This window comes from Curtobacterium sp. MCLR17_039 (assembly GCF_003234745.1).
GTDB lineage: Bacteria > Actinomycetota > Actinomycetes > Actinomycetales > Microbacteriaceae > Curtobacterium > Curtobacterium flaccumfaciens.
This window is the reverse complement of the sequence record NZ_QKTF01000005.1, coordinates 82,852-103,228: the sequence shown is the minus strand read 5'-3', so window position 1 is coordinate 103,228 and position 20,377 is coordinate 82,852. Positions and strand designations below refer to the sequence as shown.

16 protein-coding genes and 1 tRNA gene are annotated in these 20,377 nt (G+C 71.8%); 2 read left to right on the top strand and 15 right to left on the bottom strand.

Annotated elements, in window-relative coordinates; translation table 11 throughout:
• Positions 1-14: 14 nt before the first annotated feature.
• The 8 genes from DEJ00_RS07830 to DEJ00_RS07795 all read right to left on the bottom strand — a co-directional run bounded on the left by DEJ00_RS07830 (position 15) and on the right by DEJ00_RS07795 (position 8,174).
• A complete protein-coding gene (locus DEJ00_RS07830) occupies positions 15-1,355 on the bottom strand; it encodes a threonine/serine exporter family protein (protein WP_027464496.1) in 1,341 nt (446 codons plus the stop codon).
• 33 nt (positions 1,356-1,388) lie between these two features.
• Positions 1,389-1,462, bottom strand: a tRNA-Leu gene (locus DEJ00_RS07825).
• Positions 1,463-1,533: 71 nt separating this feature from the next.
• Positions 1,534-3,009, bottom strand: coding sequence for an NAD(P)/FAD-dependent oxidoreductase (locus DEJ00_RS07820; protein ID WP_111056959.1), 1,476 nt, complete (start codon positions 3,007-3,009; stop codon positions 1,534-1,536).
• A 40-nt stretch (positions 3,010-3,049) separates the two neighbouring features.
• On the bottom strand, positions 3,050-3,598 hold the full coding sequence (locus tag DEJ00_RS07815; RefSeq protein ID WP_027464495.1) for a DUF501 domain-containing protein: 549 nt from the start codon (positions 3,596-3,598) through the stop codon (positions 3,050-3,052).
• A 77-nt stretch (positions 3,599-3,675) separates the two neighbouring features.
• On the bottom strand, positions 3,676-4,209 hold the full coding sequence (locus DEJ00_RS07810) for a septum formation initiator family protein (RefSeq protein ID WP_111056958.1): 534 nt from the start codon (positions 4,207-4,209) through the stop codon (positions 3,676-3,678).
• A gap of 341 nt (positions 4,210-4,550) precedes the next feature.
• Positions 4,551-5,834 carry a phosphopyruvate hydratase gene (gene eno / locus DEJ00_RS07805; RefSeq protein ID WP_027464494.1) on the bottom strand — a complete coding sequence of 428 codons (1,284 nt, stop codon included), beginning with the start codon at positions 5,832-5,834 and terminating at the stop codon, positions 4,551-4,553.
• A gap of 123 nt (positions 5,835-5,957) precedes the next feature.
• Entirely contained in the window at positions 5,958-7,202 is a 1,245-nt protein-coding gene (gene hisS, locus DEJ00_RS07800) for a histidine--tRNA ligase (protein ID WP_111056957.1), read from the bottom strand.
• 270 nt (positions 7,203-7,472) lie between these two features.
• Positions 7,473-8,174, bottom strand: coding sequence for a MazG family protein (locus DEJ00_RS07795; RefSeq protein ID WP_111056956.1), 702 nt, complete (start codon positions 8,172-8,174; stop codon positions 7,473-7,475).
• A 90-nt stretch (positions 8,175-8,264) separates the two neighbouring features.
• On the opposite strand from DEJ00_RS07795, the gene nhaA reads away from it, so the two are divergent.
• Positions 8,265-9,443: a Na+/H+ antiporter NhaA gene (gene nhaA, locus DEJ00_RS07790; protein ID WP_111056955.1), complete on the top strand. Its 1,179-nt coding sequence runs from the start codon at positions 8,265-8,267 to the stop codon at positions 9,441-9,443.
• 164 nt (positions 9,444-9,607) lie between these two features.
• Here the strand turns inward: nhaA and mfd are convergent, their stop codons facing one another.
• The 3 genes from mfd to DEJ00_RS07775 all read right to left on the bottom strand — a co-directional run bounded on the left by mfd (position 9,608) and on the right by DEJ00_RS07775 (position 14,523).
• Entirely contained in the window at positions 9,608-13,216 is a 3,609-nt protein-coding gene (mfd, locus tag DEJ00_RS07785) for a transcription-repair coupling factor (RefSeq protein WP_111056954.1), read from the bottom strand.
• Between the two features lie 69 nt (positions 13,217-13,285).
• Positions 13,286-13,870: an aminoacyl-tRNA hydrolase gene (gene pth / locus DEJ00_RS07780; RefSeq protein ID WP_111056953.1), complete on the bottom strand. Its 585-nt coding sequence runs from the start codon at positions 13,868-13,870 to the stop codon at positions 13,286-13,288.
• Positions 13,871-13,899: 29 nt separating this feature from the next.
• Positions 13,900-14,523: a 50S ribosomal protein L25/general stress protein Ctc gene (locus tag DEJ00_RS07775; protein ID WP_111056952.1), complete on the bottom strand. Its 624-nt coding sequence runs from the start codon at positions 14,521-14,523 to the stop codon at positions 13,900-13,902.
• Positions 14,524-14,796: 273 nt separating this feature from the next.
• On the opposite strand from DEJ00_RS07775, the gene DEJ00_RS07770 reads away from it, so the two are divergent.
• On the top strand, positions 14,797-16,305 hold the full coding sequence (locus tag DEJ00_RS07770) for a phospholipid carrier-dependent glycosyltransferase (protein WP_071246012.1): 1,509 nt from the start codon (positions 14,797-14,799) through the stop codon (positions 16,303-16,305).
• 139 nt (positions 16,306-16,444) lie between these two features.
• Here the strand turns inward: DEJ00_RS07770 and DEJ00_RS07765 are convergent, their stop codons facing one another.
• The 4 genes from DEJ00_RS07765 to DEJ00_RS07750 all read right to left on the bottom strand — a co-directional run bounded on the left by DEJ00_RS07765 (position 16,445) and on the right by DEJ00_RS07750 (position 20,352).
• A complete protein-coding gene (locus tag DEJ00_RS07765; protein WP_111056951.1) occupies positions 16,445-17,419 on the bottom strand; it encodes a hypothetical protein in 975 nt (324 codons plus the stop codon).
• 9 nt (positions 17,420-17,428) lie between these two features.
• Positions 17,429-18,085 carry a response regulator transcription factor gene (locus DEJ00_RS07760; protein WP_027464485.1) on the bottom strand — a complete coding sequence of 219 codons (657 nt, stop codon included), beginning with the start codon at positions 18,083-18,085 and terminating at the stop codon, positions 17,429-17,431.
• Positions 18,082-19,359 (bottom strand): sensor histidine kinase, encoded by a 1,278-nt coding sequence (locus DEJ00_RS07755; protein ID WP_111056950.1) that lies wholly within the window; start codon positions 19,357-19,359, stop codon positions 18,082-18,084. The genes DEJ00_RS07760 and DEJ00_RS07755 overlap by 4 nt, the downstream gene beginning before the upstream one ends.
• Positions 19,360-19,443: 84 nt before the next feature.
• Positions 19,444-20,352, bottom strand: a complete 909-nt coding sequence (locus DEJ00_RS07750; protein WP_111056949.1) for a hypothetical protein — start codon at positions 20,350-20,352, stop codon at positions 19,444-19,446.
• Positions 20,353-20,377 lie beyond the last annotated feature (25 nt).

The window sequence follows — 20,377 nt, the reverse complement described above, 5'->3', positions numbered from 1 at the left end:
GGGCCTCCAGGCCGTCAGCTGGTCGCGTCCACCGCACGCCGGGGCGCGTTGCGGGCGAAGAGGCCGGGCAGGAGCCCGCCGATCTTCGTCCCGATGCACAGGCTGACGAAGGTCGCGAGCGGGGTCGCGAGCGCCTCCGGATCGAAGGTGGCCACCGCCACCAGCCCGACCGTCCCCGGCACGAGCAGCAGGAACGCCGGGAAGAACGACACCGTCGCCGGGATCGCCGGCACGAGCCGCTCGAGCAACCGGGTCGCGACGAACAGCAGCGCCGCTGCGGCACCGGTCGCGACGACGCTGCCCCAGAGCGGCGTCGTCGTGCTCACCACGGCGTAGGCGGTGACCATGACCGCCACCGACACGAGCGTCAGGCGCCACCCGGACCGGAAGACCAGACCGAGCCCGACCGCGAGCACCACGACGGCCACCCACGACACCCAGTACGCCGGCACCGACTCCCAGCCGGCCAGGTCCGTGCCGACCCCCGCGACCTCGCCGACGAGCGCGGCCGACGACGGGTCGACGTGCAACCCGGTCAGGGCGCTGCCGGACGCGATGCCGGCGGCCATGAAGCCGAGCATGATGAGCCCCTGGACCAGCCGCGACGACCCGGTGACGATGTCCGCGGCGGTGAGTTCCAGCAACGCGTTGGTGATGAGCGCGCCGGGGACGAACACCGCGACCGGGGCGCAGACCGCGAAGAGCGGGACCTGCTCGAACCCGGTGCCCGCGGCGACCAGGCCGACGATCGCCGTCGACACGAACGCGGCCAGGAACGGGATGATCGCCACGGCCTCGCGGAACCGCCGGAGGACCAGTCCGATCACGCCGACCAGACCACCGACGACGAGCGCCAGGACGATCGCCCACCAGGGGCAGCGGAAGACGACGGCCAGGCCAGCCGAGGTCAGGGCGTTGCCGAGGATCCACGGCAGGGCGGGCGGCGGGACGGTACCGGCGCGGATGGCCCGGACGCGGGCGGGGATCTCGGCGAGGGCGATGGAGCCACTCTCGAGCCCGAGCACGACGCGGTTGGCGCGGGCGGCCTGGCGGGACGACAGTTCGACGCCCTCGGCGTTGACGATCGTGGCGGCGCCCGTCGAGACCTCGCTCACCATCACCAGGGCGGGCAGGACCCCGATCGCGAGCGTCGGTCCGACCCCGGCGGCGTCCCGGGCCTTCTCGAGCGCCGACCGGACGTCGGTCACGGAGCTGCCGGCGTCCAGGAGCAGGGCTCCGAGGGTGCCGAGGAGCATGCCGACCGGGACGCTCTCGCCGTCGACGACCTCGACGTGGGCCTCCGGTCGGCGCAGGGCGTTCTGCAGGTTGGCGAGTGCGCTTCCGAGTCCGACCACGATCGTCGATGCTACTGGGCGTGCGGTGTTCAGTACCCCCGGTGGGACTCGAACCCACAACTCGGCGATTTTAAGTCGCATGCCTCTACCGATTGGGCCACGGGGGCGGGCCGCAACAGCCTACCGATGCACGAAGGCGGCCACCCTTCGCAGGTGACCGCCTTCGTGACGAGTGGTGCTACTTGGCGTCGGCCGGGGCCGTCACCGGCTCGGCGGCGTTGGAGACGTCCTTCGCGGGCTCGCCGTACACGGGGCCGGCGGCACCGGCGACCTTGCCCTCTTCCGGAGCCGGGGCTGCGGCGGGCGCGGCCGGAGCCTCGGCAGCGGGCTTCGGACGGGACGCGAACGCCTCGAACGCGGCACGCGGGGTCTCGCGGTCGTCGAGCGACACGATGTCGCGGCCCAGGAAGAAGCCACCGACCCAGTCGCCGATGACGCGCCACTTGCGCTCCCACGACGGCATGGCCAGGCCGTGGTAGCCGCGGTGGGCACCCCAGGCCAGGAAGCCCTTCATGGCGAACTTGCCGGACTGGAACACGCCGGTGCCCAGACCGAGACCCGCGACGGCACCGAGGTTCTCGTGCTTGTAGTCGGTCGTCGCCTCACCACGGATGGTCGCGACGAGGTTCTTCGCGAGCTGCTTGGCCTGACGCACGGCGTGCTGGGCGTTCGGCACGCAGAACCCACCGACACCGCCGCCGGTCAGGTCCGGCACGGCCGCGACGTCGCCGCAGGCCCATGCGTCGGCGATCACGCCGTTGTCGTCGACCACGCGCAGGTCGGGCTGCACGCGGATGCGGCCACGCTGCTCGAGCGGGAAGTCGGTGCCCTTGACCATCGGGTTCGCCATGACGCCGGCGGTCCAGATGATGAGGTCGGACGGGATGGTCTCGATCGCGCCGTCGCTCGTCTTGAGCTCGCAGACGCCACCCACGGCCGAGGCCAGCTGGGTCTCGAGGTGCACGGTCGCGCCACGCTCGGCGAGGTTCTTGAGCACCCAGTGCGACGTCTCGAGCGAGACCTCGGGCATGATGCGGCCCATCGCCTCGACCAGGTGGAAGTGCGTGTCGTCGAACGACAGCTGCGGGTGGCTCTTCAGCAGGTCGGTGACGAAGGAGCGGAGCTCGGCGAACACCTCGATGCCGGCGAAGCCACCACCGACGACGACGACGGTGAGCAGGCGGTCGCGCTCGGGACCGGCCGGCAGGTTCGCCGCCTTGTGGAAGTTGCTGAGGATGCGGTCACGGATGGACGCGGCTTCCTCGATGGTCTTCAGGCCGATGGCCTCGTCCGCGACGCCCGGGATCGGGAACGTGCGGGACACCGCGCCGGCGGTCATGACGATCTGGTCGTAGGACTCCTCCCACGCCTCGCCCTCGGTCGGGGTGATCGTCGCCGTCTTGGTGGCGTGGTCGACCTTGGTGACCTTCGCCGTGACGACGCGGGTCTTCTTGAGGTGACGACGGTGCGCGACGACCGCGTGACGCGGCTCGATGGAGCCGGCGGCGACCTCGGGCAGGAACGGCTGGTACGTCATGTACGGCAGCGGGTCCACCATGACGACCTCGGCTTCGCCCTGGCGAAGGTGCTTCTCGAGCTTCCATGCGGTGTAGAAACCGGCGTAACCGCCGCCGACGACGAGGATCTTGGGCACGGGGGATGATCTCCTTGGATGGGGGTGTGCGGGAGTCGAGTCAGACTTCGCCGCCACCCGCCCCGACTCCAGCGTCTGCACCGTCATCATACGCCCGGCATGCACACCGGGAGGGCGACCAGTCCGCGCGCTCGAGCGCGAGGTCGCCGATGGGGTTGACGCCGGGTCCGGCGGCGAGGGCGTGGCCGACGAGGGCGTGCAGGCACTTCACGCGGGTGGGCATGCCACCGGCGCTGATGCCGTCGATCTCGTCGACGTGTTCGATCGACTCGCGATCGGCCAGGTAGGACTCGTGGGCCGCGCGGTACTGCGCGGCGACTTCGGGGTCCTCGAGCAGGGCTGCCAGCTCGGGCATCACCTGGTTGGCCTCGAGGGTGCTGACCGCAGCGGTGGCCGCGGGGTGGCACAGGTAGTAGAACGTCGGGAACGGGGTGCCGTTCGACAGCCGGGGCTTCGTGGAGACGACGGTGGGGTTGCCACAGACGCAGCGTGCCGCGATCCCGATGACGTCACGTGCCGGTCGGCCGAGCTGCGCCGACACGACCTGGACGTCGCGGTCGGAGGGCGGGTCGAAGGGAGGGGTCGTCACGGGAACGTGAGCCTACCGGAGAAGCGGAACCCCTCGCACCGTCGGGCCGGACGGCTCCGCGCCCTGCGGTCCGCAGACTACTTGCTGTCGCCGGTCCCGGAGACGTCGGGGGCGACGAGGTCGGCTGCCCGCTCGTCGGTGAGCCCGGACTGCAGCACCGACGAGAGCATCGCCTGCACCCAGTCGACCTTGGGCGTCTGCACCTTCGCGCTCACGGGGGTCCCGGAGTCGGTGGTGGGGGTCTTGTCGGCGGCCTCGTCCTCGGCGCCCATCACGAGGTAGCTCTCCTCGCCCGGGTACACGTAGAGCAGTCGGTCGCGGGCCTGTGCCTCGATGTACGCCGGGTCGTCCCAGCGTGCGACGTCCTGCTTCTTCTGCGCGACGTCGGCCTTCTGACTCGCGACCTCGTGCTGCTGCTGGGCGATCTGCTCCTGCTGCTGGATGAGCGTCCGGAGCGACGGCGCGAGCACCACCACGAAGAGCACGATGATCGCGAGCATGAGCAGGCTGAACCCGGAGAAGTGGATCGAGCGGTACCAGGGCTGCGCGGGCGTGCTGCCGTCGGGCATCGCCACGGGGACGCGGCGGACGCGGGGCTTCTGGCTGGGCACGCTCCGACGATAACCCGGCACGGTCGGTCTGGCCGCCCGGCACGCGGCCGTTCGGCGCCCTCTCAGCGTCTCGCGTCGTCACGTCGAGGCAGCCGGGAGGCTCGGCTCCGGCCCGCCCCTGCAGTCCCGCACCTGGAGTGGTCACCACACACCGCCCGGCGCACGTCCGGTGGTCACGTCCTGTCGGCCAGGCCCGGGCCAACCGACGACTCACGACCACTCGACGCAGGGCGCGCGGCACGTCCTGACCGCTCGGCACTCCGGGCGGCACACACGACGAGACGCCGTCCTCCCGGAGGAGGACGGCGTCTCGGTGGTGCGGGTACTGCTGGCCGGGCTGGTTACAGCGACGCGGCGCGCGGGAAGGCCGAGCGACCGGCGTACACCGCGGCGTCGCCGAGCTCTTCCTCGATGCGGAGCAGCTGGTTGTACTTCGCGACGCGGTCCGAGCGGGCCGGGGCGCCGGTCTTGATCTGGCCACCGTCGACCGCGACCGCGATGTCCGCGATCGTGGTGTCCTCGGTCTCGCCGGAGCGGTGCGACAGGATCGAGGTCAGGCCGTGACGGTGCGCGAGCGAGACCGCGTCGAGGGTCTCGGTGAGCGTGCCGATCTGGTTGACCTTGACGAGGATCGAGTTCGCGGCCTTCTCGTCGATGCCCCGCTGCAGACGCTTCGGGTTGGTGACGAACAGGTCGTCGCCGACGATCTGGACCTTGTCGCCGAGCTCGGCGGTCAGGTGCGACCAGCCTTCCCAGTCGTCCTCGGCCAGCGGGTCCTCGATGGTGACGAGGGGGTAGTTCGCGACGAGCTCGGCGAAGTAGGAGGTGAACTCCTGGCTCGAGAGCTGCTTGCCCTCGAACTGGTACTTGCCGTCCGAGAAGAACTCGGTGGACGCGACGTCGAGGCCGACGGCGATGTCCTTGCCGGGCGTGTAGCCGGCCTTCTCGATCGCGGTGAGCAGGAAGTCGAGCGCCGCGCGGTTCGACGCGAGCTCCGGCGCGAAGCCGCCCTCGTCGCCGAGGCCGGTGGCCAGGCCCTGCTTCTTCAGCTCGCCCTTGAGGGCGTGGTAGGTCTCGACGCCCCAGCGGAGTGCCTCGGAGAAGGACTCGGCGCCGTAGGGCACCAGGAAGAACTCCTGGATGTCGACGTTGGTGTCCGCGTGGGCACCACCGTTGACGACGTTCATCAGCGGGACGGGCAGCGTGTGCGCGTTCGGGCCGCCGAGGTAGCGGAAGAGCGGCAGATCGACCGAGTCGGCTGCGGCACGGGCCACGGCGAGCGAGGCACCGAGGATCGCGTTCGCGCCGAGGCGGGACTTGTTCTCGGTGCCGTCGAGCTCGATGAGCGCGGCGTCGACGAGGCGCTGGTCGGTGGCGTCGAAGCCCTCGAGCGCCGGGCCGATCTCGTCGAGGACGGCGTCGACGGCCTTGAGCACGCCCTTGCCGCCGTAGCGCGAGGCGTCGCCGTCGCGCAGCTCGTACGCCTCGAACGCGCCGGTGGATGCACCGGACGGGACGAGCGCGCGGGACACGACGCCGTCGTCGAGGAGGACCTCGACCTCGACCGTCGGGTTGCCTCGGGAATCGAGGACTTCGCGTGCGCCTACGGCATCGATCAGGGCCACGGGGTACTCCCTACACATTGGTTGTGGTGATTGCGGTGTCGATCCTAGCGAGCGGAGGTGAACACGACGTCGGCCGTGACGCCCCGCTGTGGACGAGTCCGTGCTGGAACGAGGACTGGGTGCTCAGTCGAGCGGGCGGAACGCGACGCCCTCGAGCGACGCGGTGTCCGCCGAGACGGTGGCGAACGCCGTGAAGCCCTGGGCGGCGAGGCCGGCGAGCAGGTTCTTCGTGTTCTTCGTGCGGCGCTCGAGCCGGACGCGTCGGTGGGACGCCAGCGCCTCGGTCTTCAGCGCGGCGAGCCGGACCGGGTCGACGTGCTTGTCGTACACGAGCACGACGGCGTCGGCCTCGGCGGACTCCGGGAGGGTCACGAGGTCGACGAGCCGCTCGAACCCGAGCGAGAACCCGACCGCGGGGACGTCCTGCCCGAGGAACCGGCCGATCATCCCGTCGTACCGGCCGCCGCCACCGAGGCTGTAGCCGAAGTCGGGGTGCGCGACCTCGAAGATCGTGCCCGTGTAGTACCCCATGCCGCGCACGAGCGTCGGGTCGAAGCGCAGGTCCACCCCGGGCAGCGCCTCGCGCAGGCGGAGCAGGTCGGCGAAGGCCTCGGCGTCGAGCCACGGCTCCCCCTCGACCGACGTCCAGTCGGCGGCCTCGAGCGCGCGGATGGTGTCCTCGAGCCCGGGCAGGTCGGCGCCCACGGTGCTGCGGAGCTCCGCCGCGACGCCGTCCGCACCGATCTTGTCGAGCTTGTCGATCGTGATGAGCGCGCGGTCGGCGGCGGCGGGCTCGGTGATCCCCCACGACGCGAGGAGCGCCAGCAGGATCCGGCGGTCGTTGATCCGGATCGTCGTGCCGCTGACCCCGAGGGCGTCGAGGGCCGCGGTCGTCGCGCGGATGAGCTCGATCTCGGCGAGCTGCCCGGGCTCCCCCAGGATGTCGATGTCGCACTGCACGAACTGGCGGTAGCGACCCTTCTGCGGGCGCTCGGCACGCCAGACCGGCGCGATCTGCACGGATCGGAACACCGACGGCAGCTCCGCGCGGTGCGAGGCGTAGAACCGGGCCAGCGGGACCGTCAGGTCGAACCGGAGACCGAGGTCAGCGAGGTCCAGCGGCGCTTCGGCTGCCTGCAGGTCCTCGGTGGTGAGCCCGCGCTTCATCACCGCGAACGCCAGCTTCTCGTTGTCACCGCCGAGCCCGGAGTGCAGCCGCGCAGCGTCCTCCACCACCGGGGTCTCGATCTCGTCGAAACCGTGCCGCGAGTAGACGTCCCGCACGACACCGAGCACGTGCTCGCGCCGGGCCTTGTCCGCCGGGAGGAAGTCACGCATGCCACGGGGTGCCGTCACGGTCGTTGCCATGCGGTCAATTCTGGCAGACGGGCGTCTCCGGCTTGCGCGCCCGCCGACCCACTGGCATACTGCATGCAGAACCTCGGTCCGGATCGTGCCTGATCCACGCTCCGGACCGATTCGCGGGGCGACGTGCTGCAGTGCGTCCCGCGGTTCGAGCGGGTTTCCCTGTCGGCCCCTCTCCCTGGTGGAGCCGACGCCCGCTCACGGGCGCCCTCTCTTTTTCGGGTTGGGAGGGCGCCCGTTCTCCCTTGCCCGGAGCGATCTCCCGACCGGTGATCACTCCACAGCCCGACCGGCCTCCTCCAGCGCCGACACCGCGGCCCGCAGACTCGCGACCGGGTCCACCCCGCGTCGTGCCGCAGCCGCGACCTCCCCGAGGACCGCTCGCCCCCACTCGGCGTCGACCGGCCCCACCCCGTCGTCCGCGGGCGCGTCGGACGCGGCGGACGCACCACTGGCCTCCAGGCCGACGCCGGAACCGGCCCCGACGACGGACGCGACGACCGCGTCGGCGTCCCCACGTTCCTCCAGGCGTTCCAGCAGCTTCACCGCACGCTCCAGCGGCGGCATCGCCCGCGGCACCCCGTCGAACGCACTCCGCCGGGTCGCCTTCTCGGCAGCCTTGGCCGCACGCCAGACCCGCACGACGTCCTCGACGGTGTCCGCCGTCTCGTCGCCGAACACGTGCGGGTGCCGCCTGGTCATCTTGTCCCGCACCCCGGCGGCGACGTCCTCGAGGGTGAAGTCCCCCGCGCGGGCGGCGATCCCCGCGTGCAGGACCACCTGGTAGAGCAGGTCACCGAGTTCCTCGCGGACGTCGTCCGGGTCGCCGTCGTCGATGGCGTCGACGAGTTCGTACGACTCCTCGACGGCGTAGCGCGCGAGCGAGGCGTGGGTCTGCGCCCGGTTCCAGACGCACCCGCCGTCCTCGGCGAGCAGGCGGTCGACGACGGTCACGAGGTCCGGTACGGCGGTCATCTGGTCATCGTGCCACCCGCGTAGACTGCAGGTGGTGTGTCGGGAAGTCTGGTCGACGGACACTCACCCGACCCTTCGAGACGGAGATCCATGTCGTCCCTCGTCCGCTCCCCCCGCTTCAGCGCCATCGCGCTCCTCACCGCCGCCGTGCTCGGCCTGGTCGTGGCGAACTCCCCGATCGGCCCCGGCCTCGAACGCTTGCTCGACGCGCACCTGCCGCTCGGTGCCCTCGGCCTCGACCTGTCGATCGCGCACTGGATCAGCGACGGCCTGCTCGCGGTCTTCTTCCTGCTCGTCGCGATCGAGCTGAAGCAGGAACTCGTCGACGGCGAGCTGTCGAACCCCAAGACCGCGATCATCCCCGCCATCGCGGCGGTCGGCGGCGTGCTCGTTCCGGCCGGCATCTTCCTGCTCGTCACCGCGGGCACGCAGTACACGCACGGTTGGCCGATCCCGACGGCGACGGACATCGCGTTCGCGCTCGGGGTGCTCGCCATGTTCGGTCGCGGGCTGCCGAGCGGCATCCGGGTGTTCCTGCTCGCGCTGGCCGTCCTCGACGACCTCATCGCGATCATCATCATCGCCGTGGTGTTCGCCCACGACACGGACTTCCTGGCCCTCGCGGGCGCTGTCGTCACCCTCGCGGCGTTCTGGCTGCTCGGCCGGATGCTCCGCCCGGGGCGCAGCGGGCAGACGCTCGTCATCGTGTCGATGGTCGTGGTCGGGCTCCTGACCTGGTGGCTCGTCTACCACTCCGGCGTGCACGCCACGATCGCCGGCGTCGCCCTCGGGCTCGTGCTGCCCCGACGCCCGGGCCACACCCTGCACGAGAACGTCGAACCGTGGTCGAACGCCATCGTGCTGCCGGTGTTCGCGTTCGCGTCGGCCGCCGTCATCATCCCCTCGGTCGGCATCAGCGAGCTCTCCCCCACGTTCTGGGCGGTCGTCCTCGCACTGCCGGTCGGCAAGGTCATCGGCATCACGCTGTTCGGCACGATCGCCACGCGGATCTTCCGCTCGCCCGGCCGCTCGTCGCTGTCGTTCTTCTCGATCATCACCGTCGGCGTGCTCGGCGGCATCGGGTTCACGGTGTCGCTGCTCATGAACGAGCTGGCGTTCGCCCGCAACGAGGAGATCCTCGACGAGGGCGTCCTCGCCGTGCTCGTCGGCTCGGGCATCGCCATCGTCGCGTCGGCCGTCGTCGTCACCCTGCGGGCGCGGGCGTACCGCGCGCGCCGCGAGCTGTCCGAGGCCGAGGACACCGAGTAGCGGATTGCGGCCGGCGGTTCGCGGTTCGCACCCGTTCCGAGACAGAGCACGCGTCGTTCGACGCGTGGATCGTCGCGAACGGCGCGCGCCGTGGACGTGGCCGATGACGGCCTGGAGGTACGGTGCGGGCCCGCACCGTGCCTCCAGGCCGTCTCCCCTCGCGTCTACGCGGCCGGCGCCTCGGCCGGGGTCGTCGCCCCGTACACGGCGGTGAGGATGCTCTCCACCCACTGGATGAGGGCATCGTCCGGCAGCGCCTGGTCGTGCGGACGCGGCATCGGGATGCTCGTCGCGTTCTGCTGCGGGAACCAGCGCGCCCCCGGGAACATGCGCTTGAGCCGCACCTGCGACGAGTCGGCGAGCTCCTTGCCGGCGACCCGCAGGTTCGAGCCCATCACCACGACGTCGGACAGGCCGACCTGCTGCGCCATGCGACGGAGACGGGAGACCTCGACCAGGGTCTGCACGGCCTGAGGCGGCTGCCCGTAGCGGTCGGTGAGCTCGTCGAGCACCATGTCGATCGCGTTCGGCTGGGCCGTCGGGGCCGAGGCCGCCGAGAGCTTCTGGTACGCCTCGAGCCGGAGTCGCTCGGACTCGACGTAGTCCTCGGGGATGTGCGCGTCGACGGGGATCTCGAGCCGGAGTTCGGTCTGCCCCTCGGCGACGTCGCCACGGAACTGCGACACGGCCTCGCCGATCATCCGCAGGTACAGGTCGAACCCGACGCCCGCGATGTGGCCGGACTGCTCCCCGCCCAGCAGGTTGCCGGCCCCGCGGATCTCGAGGTCCTTCATGGCGACCTGCATGCCCGCGCCGAGCTCGTTGTTCGCGGCGATGGTCTCGAGGCGGTCCTGCGCGGTCTCGGACAGCGGCTTGTCGGAGTCGTAGAGGAAGTACGCGTACCCGCGCTCCCGCCCACGGCCGACACGACCGCGCAGCTGGTGCAGCTGCGACAGGCCGTACTTGTCCGCCTTGTCGATGATGAGCGTGTTCGCGTTCGCGATGTCGAGGCCCGTCTCGATGATCGTCGTCGAGACGAGGACGTCGAAGCGGCGCTCCCAGAAGTCGACCATGACCTGCTCGAGGGTGGTCTCCGACATCTGCCCGTGCGCCACGGCGATACGGGCGTCCGGCACGATCTCGGCCAGGTGTGCGGCGACCGACTGGATGTCCTTCACGCGGTTGTGCACGTAGAACACCTGGCCCTCGCGCAGCAGCTCGCGGCGGATCGCCGCCGCCACCTGCAGGTCGGACTGCGGCCCGACGAAGGTCAGGATGGGGTGGCGGTCCTCGGGCGGGGTCGCCAGGGTCGACATCTCGCGGATGCCCGTGACCGCCATCTCGAGCGAGCGCGGGATCGGGGTCGCCGACATCGCCAGGACGTCGACGTTCGTCTTGAACTTCTTGAGCTGGTCCTTGTGCTCGACGCCGAACCGCTGTTCCTCGTCGATGATGACGAGCCCGACGTCCTTGAAGGTGATGCCCTGCGACAGGATCCGGTGGGTCGCGATGACGATGTCGACCGTGCCGTCGGCGAGCCCGGCGATGGTCTCCTTCGACTCCTTCTCGGTCTGGAACCGGCTCAGGGCACGCAGGTGCACGGGGAACCCGGCGAAGCGCTCCTGGAACGTCTCCATGTGCTGGCGGACGAGCAGGGTCGTCGGGACGAGCATGACGACCTGCTTGCCGTCCTGCACGGCCTTGAACGCCGCCCGGATCGCGACCTCGGTCTTGCCGTAGCCGACGTCGCCGGACAGCAGGCGGTCCATCGGGATCGGGCGTTCCATGTCGCGCTTGATCTCGTCGATCGTGGTGAGCTGGTCGGCGGTCTCGGCGAACGGGAACGCCTCTTCCAGCTCGCGCTGCCACGGGGTGTCCGGGCCGAACGCGTGCCCCTTCGACGCCATCCGCGCCGAGTACAGCTTGACCAGGTCGACAGCGATGTCGCGGACGGCCTTGCGGGCCTTCGACTTGGCTGCGGACCAGTCCGAGCCGCCCATCTTCGACAGGGTCGGGGACTCACCACCGACGTAGCGCGACAGCTGGTCGAGCTGGTCTGTCGGCACGAAGAGCTTGTCGCCCGGGTAGTTGCGCTTCGACGGCGCGTACTCGAGCACGAGGTACTCGCGCTGCGTCTTCACGGCGTTGCGGCCACCGCTGGAGACCTCGCGGCTGACGAGCTCGACGAACTTGCCGATGCCGTGGGTCGCGTGCACGACGACGTCGCCCGGCTTGAGCTGCAGCGGGTCGACGACGTTCTTGCGCCGGCTCGCGAGCTTCTTGACGGTGCGGGCGCCCTGCTGGACGCTGCGGCCGTAGAACTCGGCTTCGCTCAGGACCGCGATGCGGGGGGCGGGGATCGCGAAGCCGTGCTCGACGGTCGCGGTCGTCACGACGGCGAACCCCGGCTCGGGCGGCGCGGTCACGGCATCGGCACGGGCGGCGACCCCGGCGTCGGCGAGCACCTGCACCGCACGCTCGACGAGGCCCTGGCCCTGCGCGGTCACCACGACGGCCCACCCGTCGTCGGTCAGCGACTTGACGTGCGCGATCGCCCCGTCGGCGCTGCCGGCGAAGCTCGGGACGGCCTCGGCCCGGACGCGGATGTACTCACCGGCCTCGGCAGCGGCCTCGGCGTCGGTGAGGACGCGCTCGGTGTCCCCTTCGTCGAGGCCGGAGTCGAACGGCGACACCGTCCACCAGGTGCGCTGGCCGCGGGTGTTCTTGAGCTGCTGCACGGTCAGGAAGTTGCCGGCGTCGAGGTCGATCGGGGCCTGGGCACCCGCGACCGCTGCGCTCCAGGCAGCCTGCAGGAACTCGGTGTTCGTCTCGGCCAGGCTGTTCGCGCGGCCGTTCACCCGCTCGGGCGAGAACACCGCGATGGTGGCGTCGTCCGGCAGGTAGGAGGTCATCGGCACGAGGTCCTGCACGAGCGCCGGAGCGAGGGACTCCATGCCCTCGACCGGGATGCCCTCGGCGATCTTCGCGAGCATCTGGGACAGGTTCGGGAACTCGTGCAGCATCTCGCGCGCCCGCTGCCGGACGTCGTCGCTGAGCAGGAGTTCGCGCGAGGCGGTGAGCTCGACCGAGCCGAGGTCGTCCTCTGTCGTGCGCTGGTCGGCGACGGAGAACGCCTTGATCGCCTCGATCTCGTCGCCGAAGAAGTCGACGCGTGCCGGGTGGTCGGCCGTCGGTGGGAAGACGTCGAGGATGCCACCGCGCACCGCGAACTCACCACGGCGGGTGACGAGGTCGACGCGGGAGTAGGCGAGGTCCACCAGCTGGGACGCGATCGCCGCCAGGTCGTTGCCCCGCGAGTCGGTCCGCAGCACCACCGGCGCCAGGGACGTCAGGTTGCTCGCGATCGGCTGCAGCGCGGCGCGGACGCTCGCGACGACGATGGTCTGGCGACGCTCGGCGGGGTCCGCCGCCTGCCACGCCGCGAGCTTCCGGAGCGTCGCGATGCGCGTGCCGACGGTCTGCGCACTCGGGCTGAGGCGTTCGTGCGGCAGGGTCTCCCACGCCGGGAACTCGAGCACGTCGGCGTCGGGGACGTAGCTGCCGAACGCTTCGCGGACCGCTTCGGCTTCACGCCCGGTCGCCGTGACGACGAGGACGCACTGCGGACCGTTGCGCTCGGCGAGCAGCGCGCCGAGCAGCGGCACGCGCAGGCCGTCCACGACGGAGAAGTCGGCGTCGCGCGGTGCGGCGCGCAGCACGCGATCGAAGGCGGAGGCGCGCGAGAGCGCAGGGATGATGCCCGAGATCGTCACTCAGGAGATGGTACCGGCCGCCACCGACACCGGCCGCTGCGTGCGCGACGGGCGAACAGCGCCGAGCGCTCAGGACGGAGCGTGCACGCGCTGCTGTGCGGCGAGCAGCCCGACCTCGGCGATCGCTTCTACCGCGTCGGCCGCGTCGGCCAGCAGGATCGGCAGCGTCTTCTTCTCGGCTGCGGAGAAGTCACGCAGCACGTAGTCGGCCGGGTCCTGCCGACCGGGCGGACGTCCGATGCCGACCCGGACGCGCATGAACTCGTTCGTGCCGGTGGCCTTGATGATGTCGCGCAGCCCGTTGTGCCCGCCGTGCCCGCCGTTGCCCTTCAGGCGGACGGTGTCGAACGGCAGGTCGAGCTCGTCGTGCACGACGACGAGGTCGGCCGGGGTGGCGCTGTAGAACCCGAGCACCGAGGAGACCGGCCCGCCCGAGGTGTTCATGAACGACCCGGGCTTCGCCAGCACGAGTCGTGTGCCGCCGGGCACCAGGCGCCCCTCGGCGACCTGGTTCGGCGTCTTGTGCTTCTTGAACGTGGCTCCCATGCGGGAAGCGAGTTCGTCGAGGACCATCTGGCCGACGTTGTGGCGGTTGCCGGCGTAGTCGGGCCCGGGGTTCCCGAGCCCGACCACCACGAGGACTTGATCCGTCACAGCGTCGACCAGATGTCTTCGAAGGGGTGTTACTCGGAGTCCGCGGCGCCCTCGGCACCCGACTCGGCGCCGGCCTCGGCCGAGGCCTCGTCCGCGGCGTCGTCGTCAGCGGTGCCACGCGGGGTGACGATCGCGACGACGAGCGCCTCGGGGTCGGTCTCGAGCTCGGCGCCCTCGGGGAGCTCGAGCTGCGAGGCGTGGATCTGCACGCCGTCCTCGAGGCCCTCGACGTTCACGGAGACGTGCTCCGGGATGTCGGTGGCGAGCACGAGCAGCGAGATCGTGTTGAGGTCCTGCACGTGGATGGTGCCGGAGAAGGACTCGCCCTCGACGACGACGGGCACGTCGACCGTGACCTTCTCGCCGCGGCGGAGGACCACGAGGTCGATGTGCTCGATGATCTGGCGCACCGGGTCACGCTGGACGTCCTTGACGAGGGCGAGCTGCGCAGCGCCATCGATGTCGAGGTCGACGACCGCGTTGGCGGTACGGACGAGCAGCATGGTCTCGTGGCCGGGCAGCGAGATGTGCATCGGCTCGGTGCCGTGGCCGTAGACGACCGCGGGGATCTTGTCGGCCGCGCGGAGCTTGCGAGCAGCGCCCTTGCCGAACTTGGTGCGGACTTCCGCTGCGAGCTTGGTGTAGTCGGCCATGGTGCCTCCTGGTGTCGGGGACGACGCCGGGGTGCCGGCATCGTGGGGGTCTGTGGTGTTGCAACTCGAACGCGTGCACGCGTGAGGAACGATCCCAGGGTCTTGCCGGGTATCCCACCGCGTCGATCACGGCCGCGCGTACGCAGCCCTCGCCGAAGTCAGGGACTGAGTCTAGCAGCACCGGTCCGGGCGTGTCGGACCACGGGTGCAGGTGCGGTCAGGACGGGACCGGCTCACGTCGCGGCCGACCTCCGCGTGTGAGACTTGTCCACCGTGATCGCCTCCCACCGTGCCCGCCGAACGCTCGACCGTCCGCGGGTCGTGCGGATCGTCGCGTTCCTGGTCGTCGTCGCCGCCGCGGTGGTCTTCGCCTACTGGCACGTGGGCCGGCAGCGCGTGGACGTCGACGAGGACGTGTACGTGGTGTCCGGCTGGGAGTACCTGCACGGCGTCTTCATCCGCAACCTCGAGCACCCGCCGACGGCGAAGTACCTGTTCGGCCTGGCGGAGGTCGTCCTCGGCGCTCCGGGGCCGCTCGGTCCGCGCTACGTCGCGGCGACCGCCTCGCTGGGCACCGGGCTCCTGTTCTTCCTGTGGTTCCGCCGTCCGGTCGGGTACTGGGCGGCACTCATCGCCGCCGCCCTCTGGTGGCTCACCCCACGGGCGAACGGCATCGCCTGGGGTGACCCGGGCTCCGGTGTCGCCACCAGGATGGACCGCACGGCGCTGCTCGAACCGGTCATGGTGTTCTTCGCGGTCGCCGCGCTGTACGCCGCGTGGCGGTGGGTGAACGGCGCCGACCGCCGACGCTGGCTCTGGGCCGCTGCGTCCGGCCTGTTGCTCGCCCTGTCCGTGACGTCGAAGATGACCTCCGCCGTGCTCGTCGTGGCGATCATCGCGTTGCCGATCCTGTTCCGCCGGTGGTGGGACCTGTTGACCGGCGGGCTGATCGCGGCCGGGTCGTTCGTCGTCGCGTTCGTGCTGCTGTACGCGCCCGTGGGCTTCGAGCGCGGCTTCGTGCACATGCTGCAGTTCCAGACCGGGCACGCGGAGCTCGGCCACTCCATCGAGCTGCTCGGTCGCGAGTACCTGTTCGCCCCGTGGTGGGCGAACTTCGTGTACTTCACGCAGGGCACCAGCCGCTGGGTGGTCCTCGTGCTGGTCATCGGGCTGGTCGCGGCGTTCGTGTTCCGACCCGACCGGCTCGTCGCCTACCTCGGCATCGGCCTCGGTGCGCAGGTCGCCTTCCTGACCGCGTCGGACGTCGCACTCGCGCACTACTACTACGCGTGGATGCCGCTCCTCATCGCCCTCGCCGGCATCGGCCTCGGACGTGCCGGCTGGCCGTCCAGGCCCGTCAGCCGTCGGCAGCGGGTACTGCGCGTCACGGCGGTCTGCCTCGTGCTCGCCCTCGCCGTCGTGCCGGTGGTCCGGCTCGGCAGCGCGGTGGCGCAGGCGCGTCCGGCTGGTGTCGCCCGGCTCGACGCCGAGTTGCGGGCACGTGGCGTCGACGACGGCACCGTCCTGTTCAGCGGGTACAACCTGGTCGCGTGGCGGCCGTACTTCTTCGAGCGCGGCACCTGGGAGCCGGACGCCGACGACGTCGTCGCCGTGGTGCAGGGGATCGACCCGCGGTTCCCGATGAAGCCCGGGATCGCCTCGTTCCTGACGGCACACCGCGACGACCTCGAGCACTTCACCGTCGACGAGTTGCAGGTGTGGGTCCCGAAGCACGGCGCGCTCCGCGAACGCGACGGGGTCCTCGAAGCCGTCCCGGGCTGACACGGGTCGACACGCGACGTCCCCGGGCAGCGGGACGGACGGGAGGCCCGTGGCGGTCCCGCCACGGGCCTCCCGTCCGTCGTCCCCACGCGGCGGGCGCGGGGCGCTCCCCCCAGGACCGCTCCCCGCGACCGCCGCGTCAGTCGACGTCCGCCGGTGCCGCCGGGGCGAGCCGCGAGATCACCCGGTCGAGGCGGGCGTCCACCTGCGGCTGCCGCGTCGAGCCCTTCCGGAGCGCGGCCGCGTCGGTCGCGGTGACGTGCAGCAGCCGTTCCCACTCCGCCGCGTACAGCGCGCTGCGGTAGCCGGATGACTCCTGGCACGCGACGTCCCGTCCGGCGACGGCGACCTCGGCCCTCCCCGGATCGTCCGAGAACAGGACGACCTGGTCGCCGTCACGGGCGCTGACGTGCATCGAGGGGGTCGGCATGCCCTCCGGACCCGCCGGCAGGTCCGGCACACCGGACGGCGCCATGCAGGTGCGCCACCCGGCCGCGGCCGTGCGGACCGGGTCGTCCTGGCGTGCGTCCAGCGCCGCCAGGTACGTCAGGCGCTGGGCCAGTTCGGACGCGGTCTGCTCGGTGCCGCGCAGCGTGGTGCCGAGGGTCTTCCGGGCTCCGTTCCAGCAACGGGCGGCCACGTCGTCCGGGAGCTCGGCGAACGCGGCCTGGCGGTCCGGGTCGTACCCCCACTGCCGCAGGCCCTCCTGGTTCGCACCGGCGGCGGACGGCCCGTGGTAACCGCGGGTCTCGGCGAGCGCCGCGGTGAGGGGCCGGGTGGTCGCGAGTGCGGGTGAGGGGTTCGCCCGAGCGGCGGTGTCGGCCGCGTCGTCGTCGGCCTGCAGCCCGGCCGCGGTCGCCCAGGGAGCCGGGTCGTCGATGCCGGCCTTCCGCAGGCAGGGCTGGGCCACGAGGTCCTCGGCGTACGTGGTCTTCGACGAGGCCGGCGCGACGAAGGCGTCGAGCGGCATCGCCCACGCCGTGCTGTCCTGTTCGACGGTGGGGGCGACCGCGACGTCGGCGCGTTCGGGCAGCCCGTGGACGACGGCGGTGGCAAGTCCGGCGAGGACGACGACGAGGGTGCCGGTCTTCGCGACGCGGTTCGTGATCTGCATGGTTCCCCCCTAGGCGCGGACGAGGCCGCGTTCGTGTGCGGTGATGACGACCTGGATCCGGTTCCGGAGTCCGAGCTTCGTCAGGACGGCGCGGACGTGGGTCTTCACGGTGGCGTCGCTCAGGAAGACCGACTCGGCGATCTCGGCGTTGCTGAGCCCCTTCGCGACGAGCAGGAAGACTTCGCGCTCGCGGGCCGTCAGCGCGTCGAGGACCTCGTCGCGTCGGTCGGTCACGGCCGGGGTGCCCTGCGCGCGCAGCAGGTCGAGTGCCTCGGCTTCGGTCGGTGCCGGTCGACCGGCGTGCACGTCGCGGATGGTCGCGGTGACGACGTCGGGCAGGGCGTCCTTCGTCAGGAACGCGGCGGCGCCGGCGCGGAGTGCGGCGAGCACGGCATCGTCGCGGCGGATGGTCGTGAGCGCGACGACCCGCGGGCGGTCCTGGGTCGAGGCGACGAGACGCGTCAGGGTCTCGATGCCGTTCATGACCGGCATCCGCAGGTCGAGCAGCAGCACGTCGGGGTGCTCGGCGGCGCAGAGCTCGAGGGCGGCGGCACCGTCACCGGCGGTCCCGACACAGGTCATGTCGTCCTGGGCGTCGACGAGCATCTGCATCCCGGTGGCGAACAGTCGCTGGTCGTCGACGACGGCGACGCGGACGGCGCTCATCGGACGTGCTCCGACAGGACGGCCTCGGTGTCGGTGTCGGTGTCGGTGTCGGTGTCGGTGTCGGCCGTCGCCGTGTTCGGCACGGCGGCGGTCGTCGGCAGCCACGCGGTGACGACCCACTCGTCCGGGGTGTCGCCGACACCGGCACGCAGCCAGCCGCCGGCCAGCCGGGCACGCTCCTGCATCCCGGCGACACCGGACCCCGCGCCGTCGAGCTCGACGAGGGGTTCGCTCCCCCGTGACGTCACGACGACGCCGAGCCCCGGGCCGCGCCAGTCGAGCGCCACCCGGGCCGTCGCTGTCCGCCCCTGGTGCTTCAGCACGTTCGTCAGGCTCTCCTGCACGATCCGGTGCACCGCGCTGGCGCTGCCCGCGGGCAGGACCCCGGCGCCGTGCTCCTCGAACGTCGCGGTCATCCCGAGCTCCCGCATGTCCTCGACCAGGTCGGGGACGTCGGGCAGCCCGTGGCGGTCGGCGTCGTCACTCGCCTGGATGCGTTCCACCAGGGCCCGGACGTCGCCCAGCGCCGAGCGGCTCACGTCGGCGATGTCCTGCAGCGCCCGGGCGGCGTGTTCGTCCCGCACGGCGATGGCCGCGGCACCCTGGGCCTGGGACACGACGACCGCCAGGGAGTGGGCGAGCGAGTCGTGCACGTCGCGAGCGATCCGTGCGCGCTCCTGCTCGGCCCGGAGCTCGGTCGTGGTCACCTCGGTGCGGCGTTGCGCCTCGACCACCCGGACCCGGGCGAGGCCGATCCGCCACGCGGCACCGATGGCCACGCCGACCGCCCAGGTGACACCGCTGACCCCGACGAACGCGAAGGTGATCGTGACGAGGTCGGACCGGGTCCCGCCGGAGTTCCCCACCCAGCTGCCCCAGACGTCCTGGTCGGCAGCGGTCGGGACCGCCATCGCCCAGGCGGCCGCCGCGCTCGCGAGCAGGAGCACGGGGACCGCCAGGTAGCGGAGCAGATCGGACCGACCGGCGCCGACGACGCCGACGACGATCGCGATCGCCAGGTACTCCGGCCAGGTCGTGTCGGTCGGCCGGGTGAGCAGTCGGGCCGCCTGCAGGAGCGGGATGCCGACGACCAGTCCGAGCGCGGTCGCGGGCATCCACGCGGCGAGGCCAATGGCGACGGCGAAGGCCGACACCACGACGACGTGGTCGGCGAGCCCCGCGCGTCCGGCCTCGGCGACGATCCAGAGCACGAGGTACACGGCGCCGGCGGCGGGGGCCAGCAGGTGCCGGTACCGGCGGAGGAGGGAGGTCATGACGCGAGCGTATGGGCCGCGCCGGACGGGGACCGAGCCGTTCGGCCGCTTTTCATCCGAGGTGATGAGGTCCGACCGGACGGCTCAGCGGCCGACCGTCCGGCGGTGCTCCTGCGCAGCGCGGAGGACGTCGCGCGCCCGGTCGCTCGCCGCCTCGGCCTCGTCGCGGACTGCCTTGAGCCGGGTGATCTCGGCCTCGGCCTGCTCGAGGGCACGCTGGAGCTCCGCGCGGCGCTCCTCTGCCTGTTCGAGATCGGCCTCGGCGGTGTCGAGTGCTGCGTCGGCGTCGCGGGACTCCGTGCGCGCTGCGGTCTCGGCCTGGCGCGCGGCCTTCCGGTCCGCGGCCGGGTCGCGCTTCGGCTCGGGTTCGGGATCGGCGTCCGGTTCCGGAGCGTCGCGCTGCGCGGGCCTGGAGGCACGGCTCGCCTTCCGCGCACCCCTCGCCTGGGAGATGGGGATGGGTGGGGCATCGCTGCCGGACCAGGCATCGGGGACCGCGTCCGGATCCGCGAGCGCCCCGTCGAGGTCGACCGCGTCGAACCCCACGCTCTCGAGCCCCGTCACGAGCAGCCCCGACCGGACGGCCGCGCCGGCGTGCGGGTCCGCCATCGCCGCCTCGATCGTCGACCGGACCTGCCCGAGCACCGCCGGGGTGACGGGGTGTCCGGCGTCGGACGCCAGGTCCGCACCGGCCTGCGCGAGGGCGTCGACGACCTCGGCGCGCTGCCGACGGAGGGTCCGGATCGCGTCGGGGTCGGCGTCCGCCTGCGCCTTGCGGAGCGCCGGTCCGAGGTCGACGGCGTCGTCGAGGGCACCGTCGTGGGCGAGCAGGTCGATCACCCAGGCCGCCGGGGCGGGCTTCCGGAGCTTCCCGATCGCCGTGGCGAGGGCGCGGTCGTCCTTCCGCGCCGAGCGTTGTCGTGCGGTGCGCTCGGCGACGAAGTCCTGCGGCGCGACGAGCAGCAGCTCCCTGGCGACGTCGACGAACTCCATGCCACCACTGTGCCTGCTCAACACC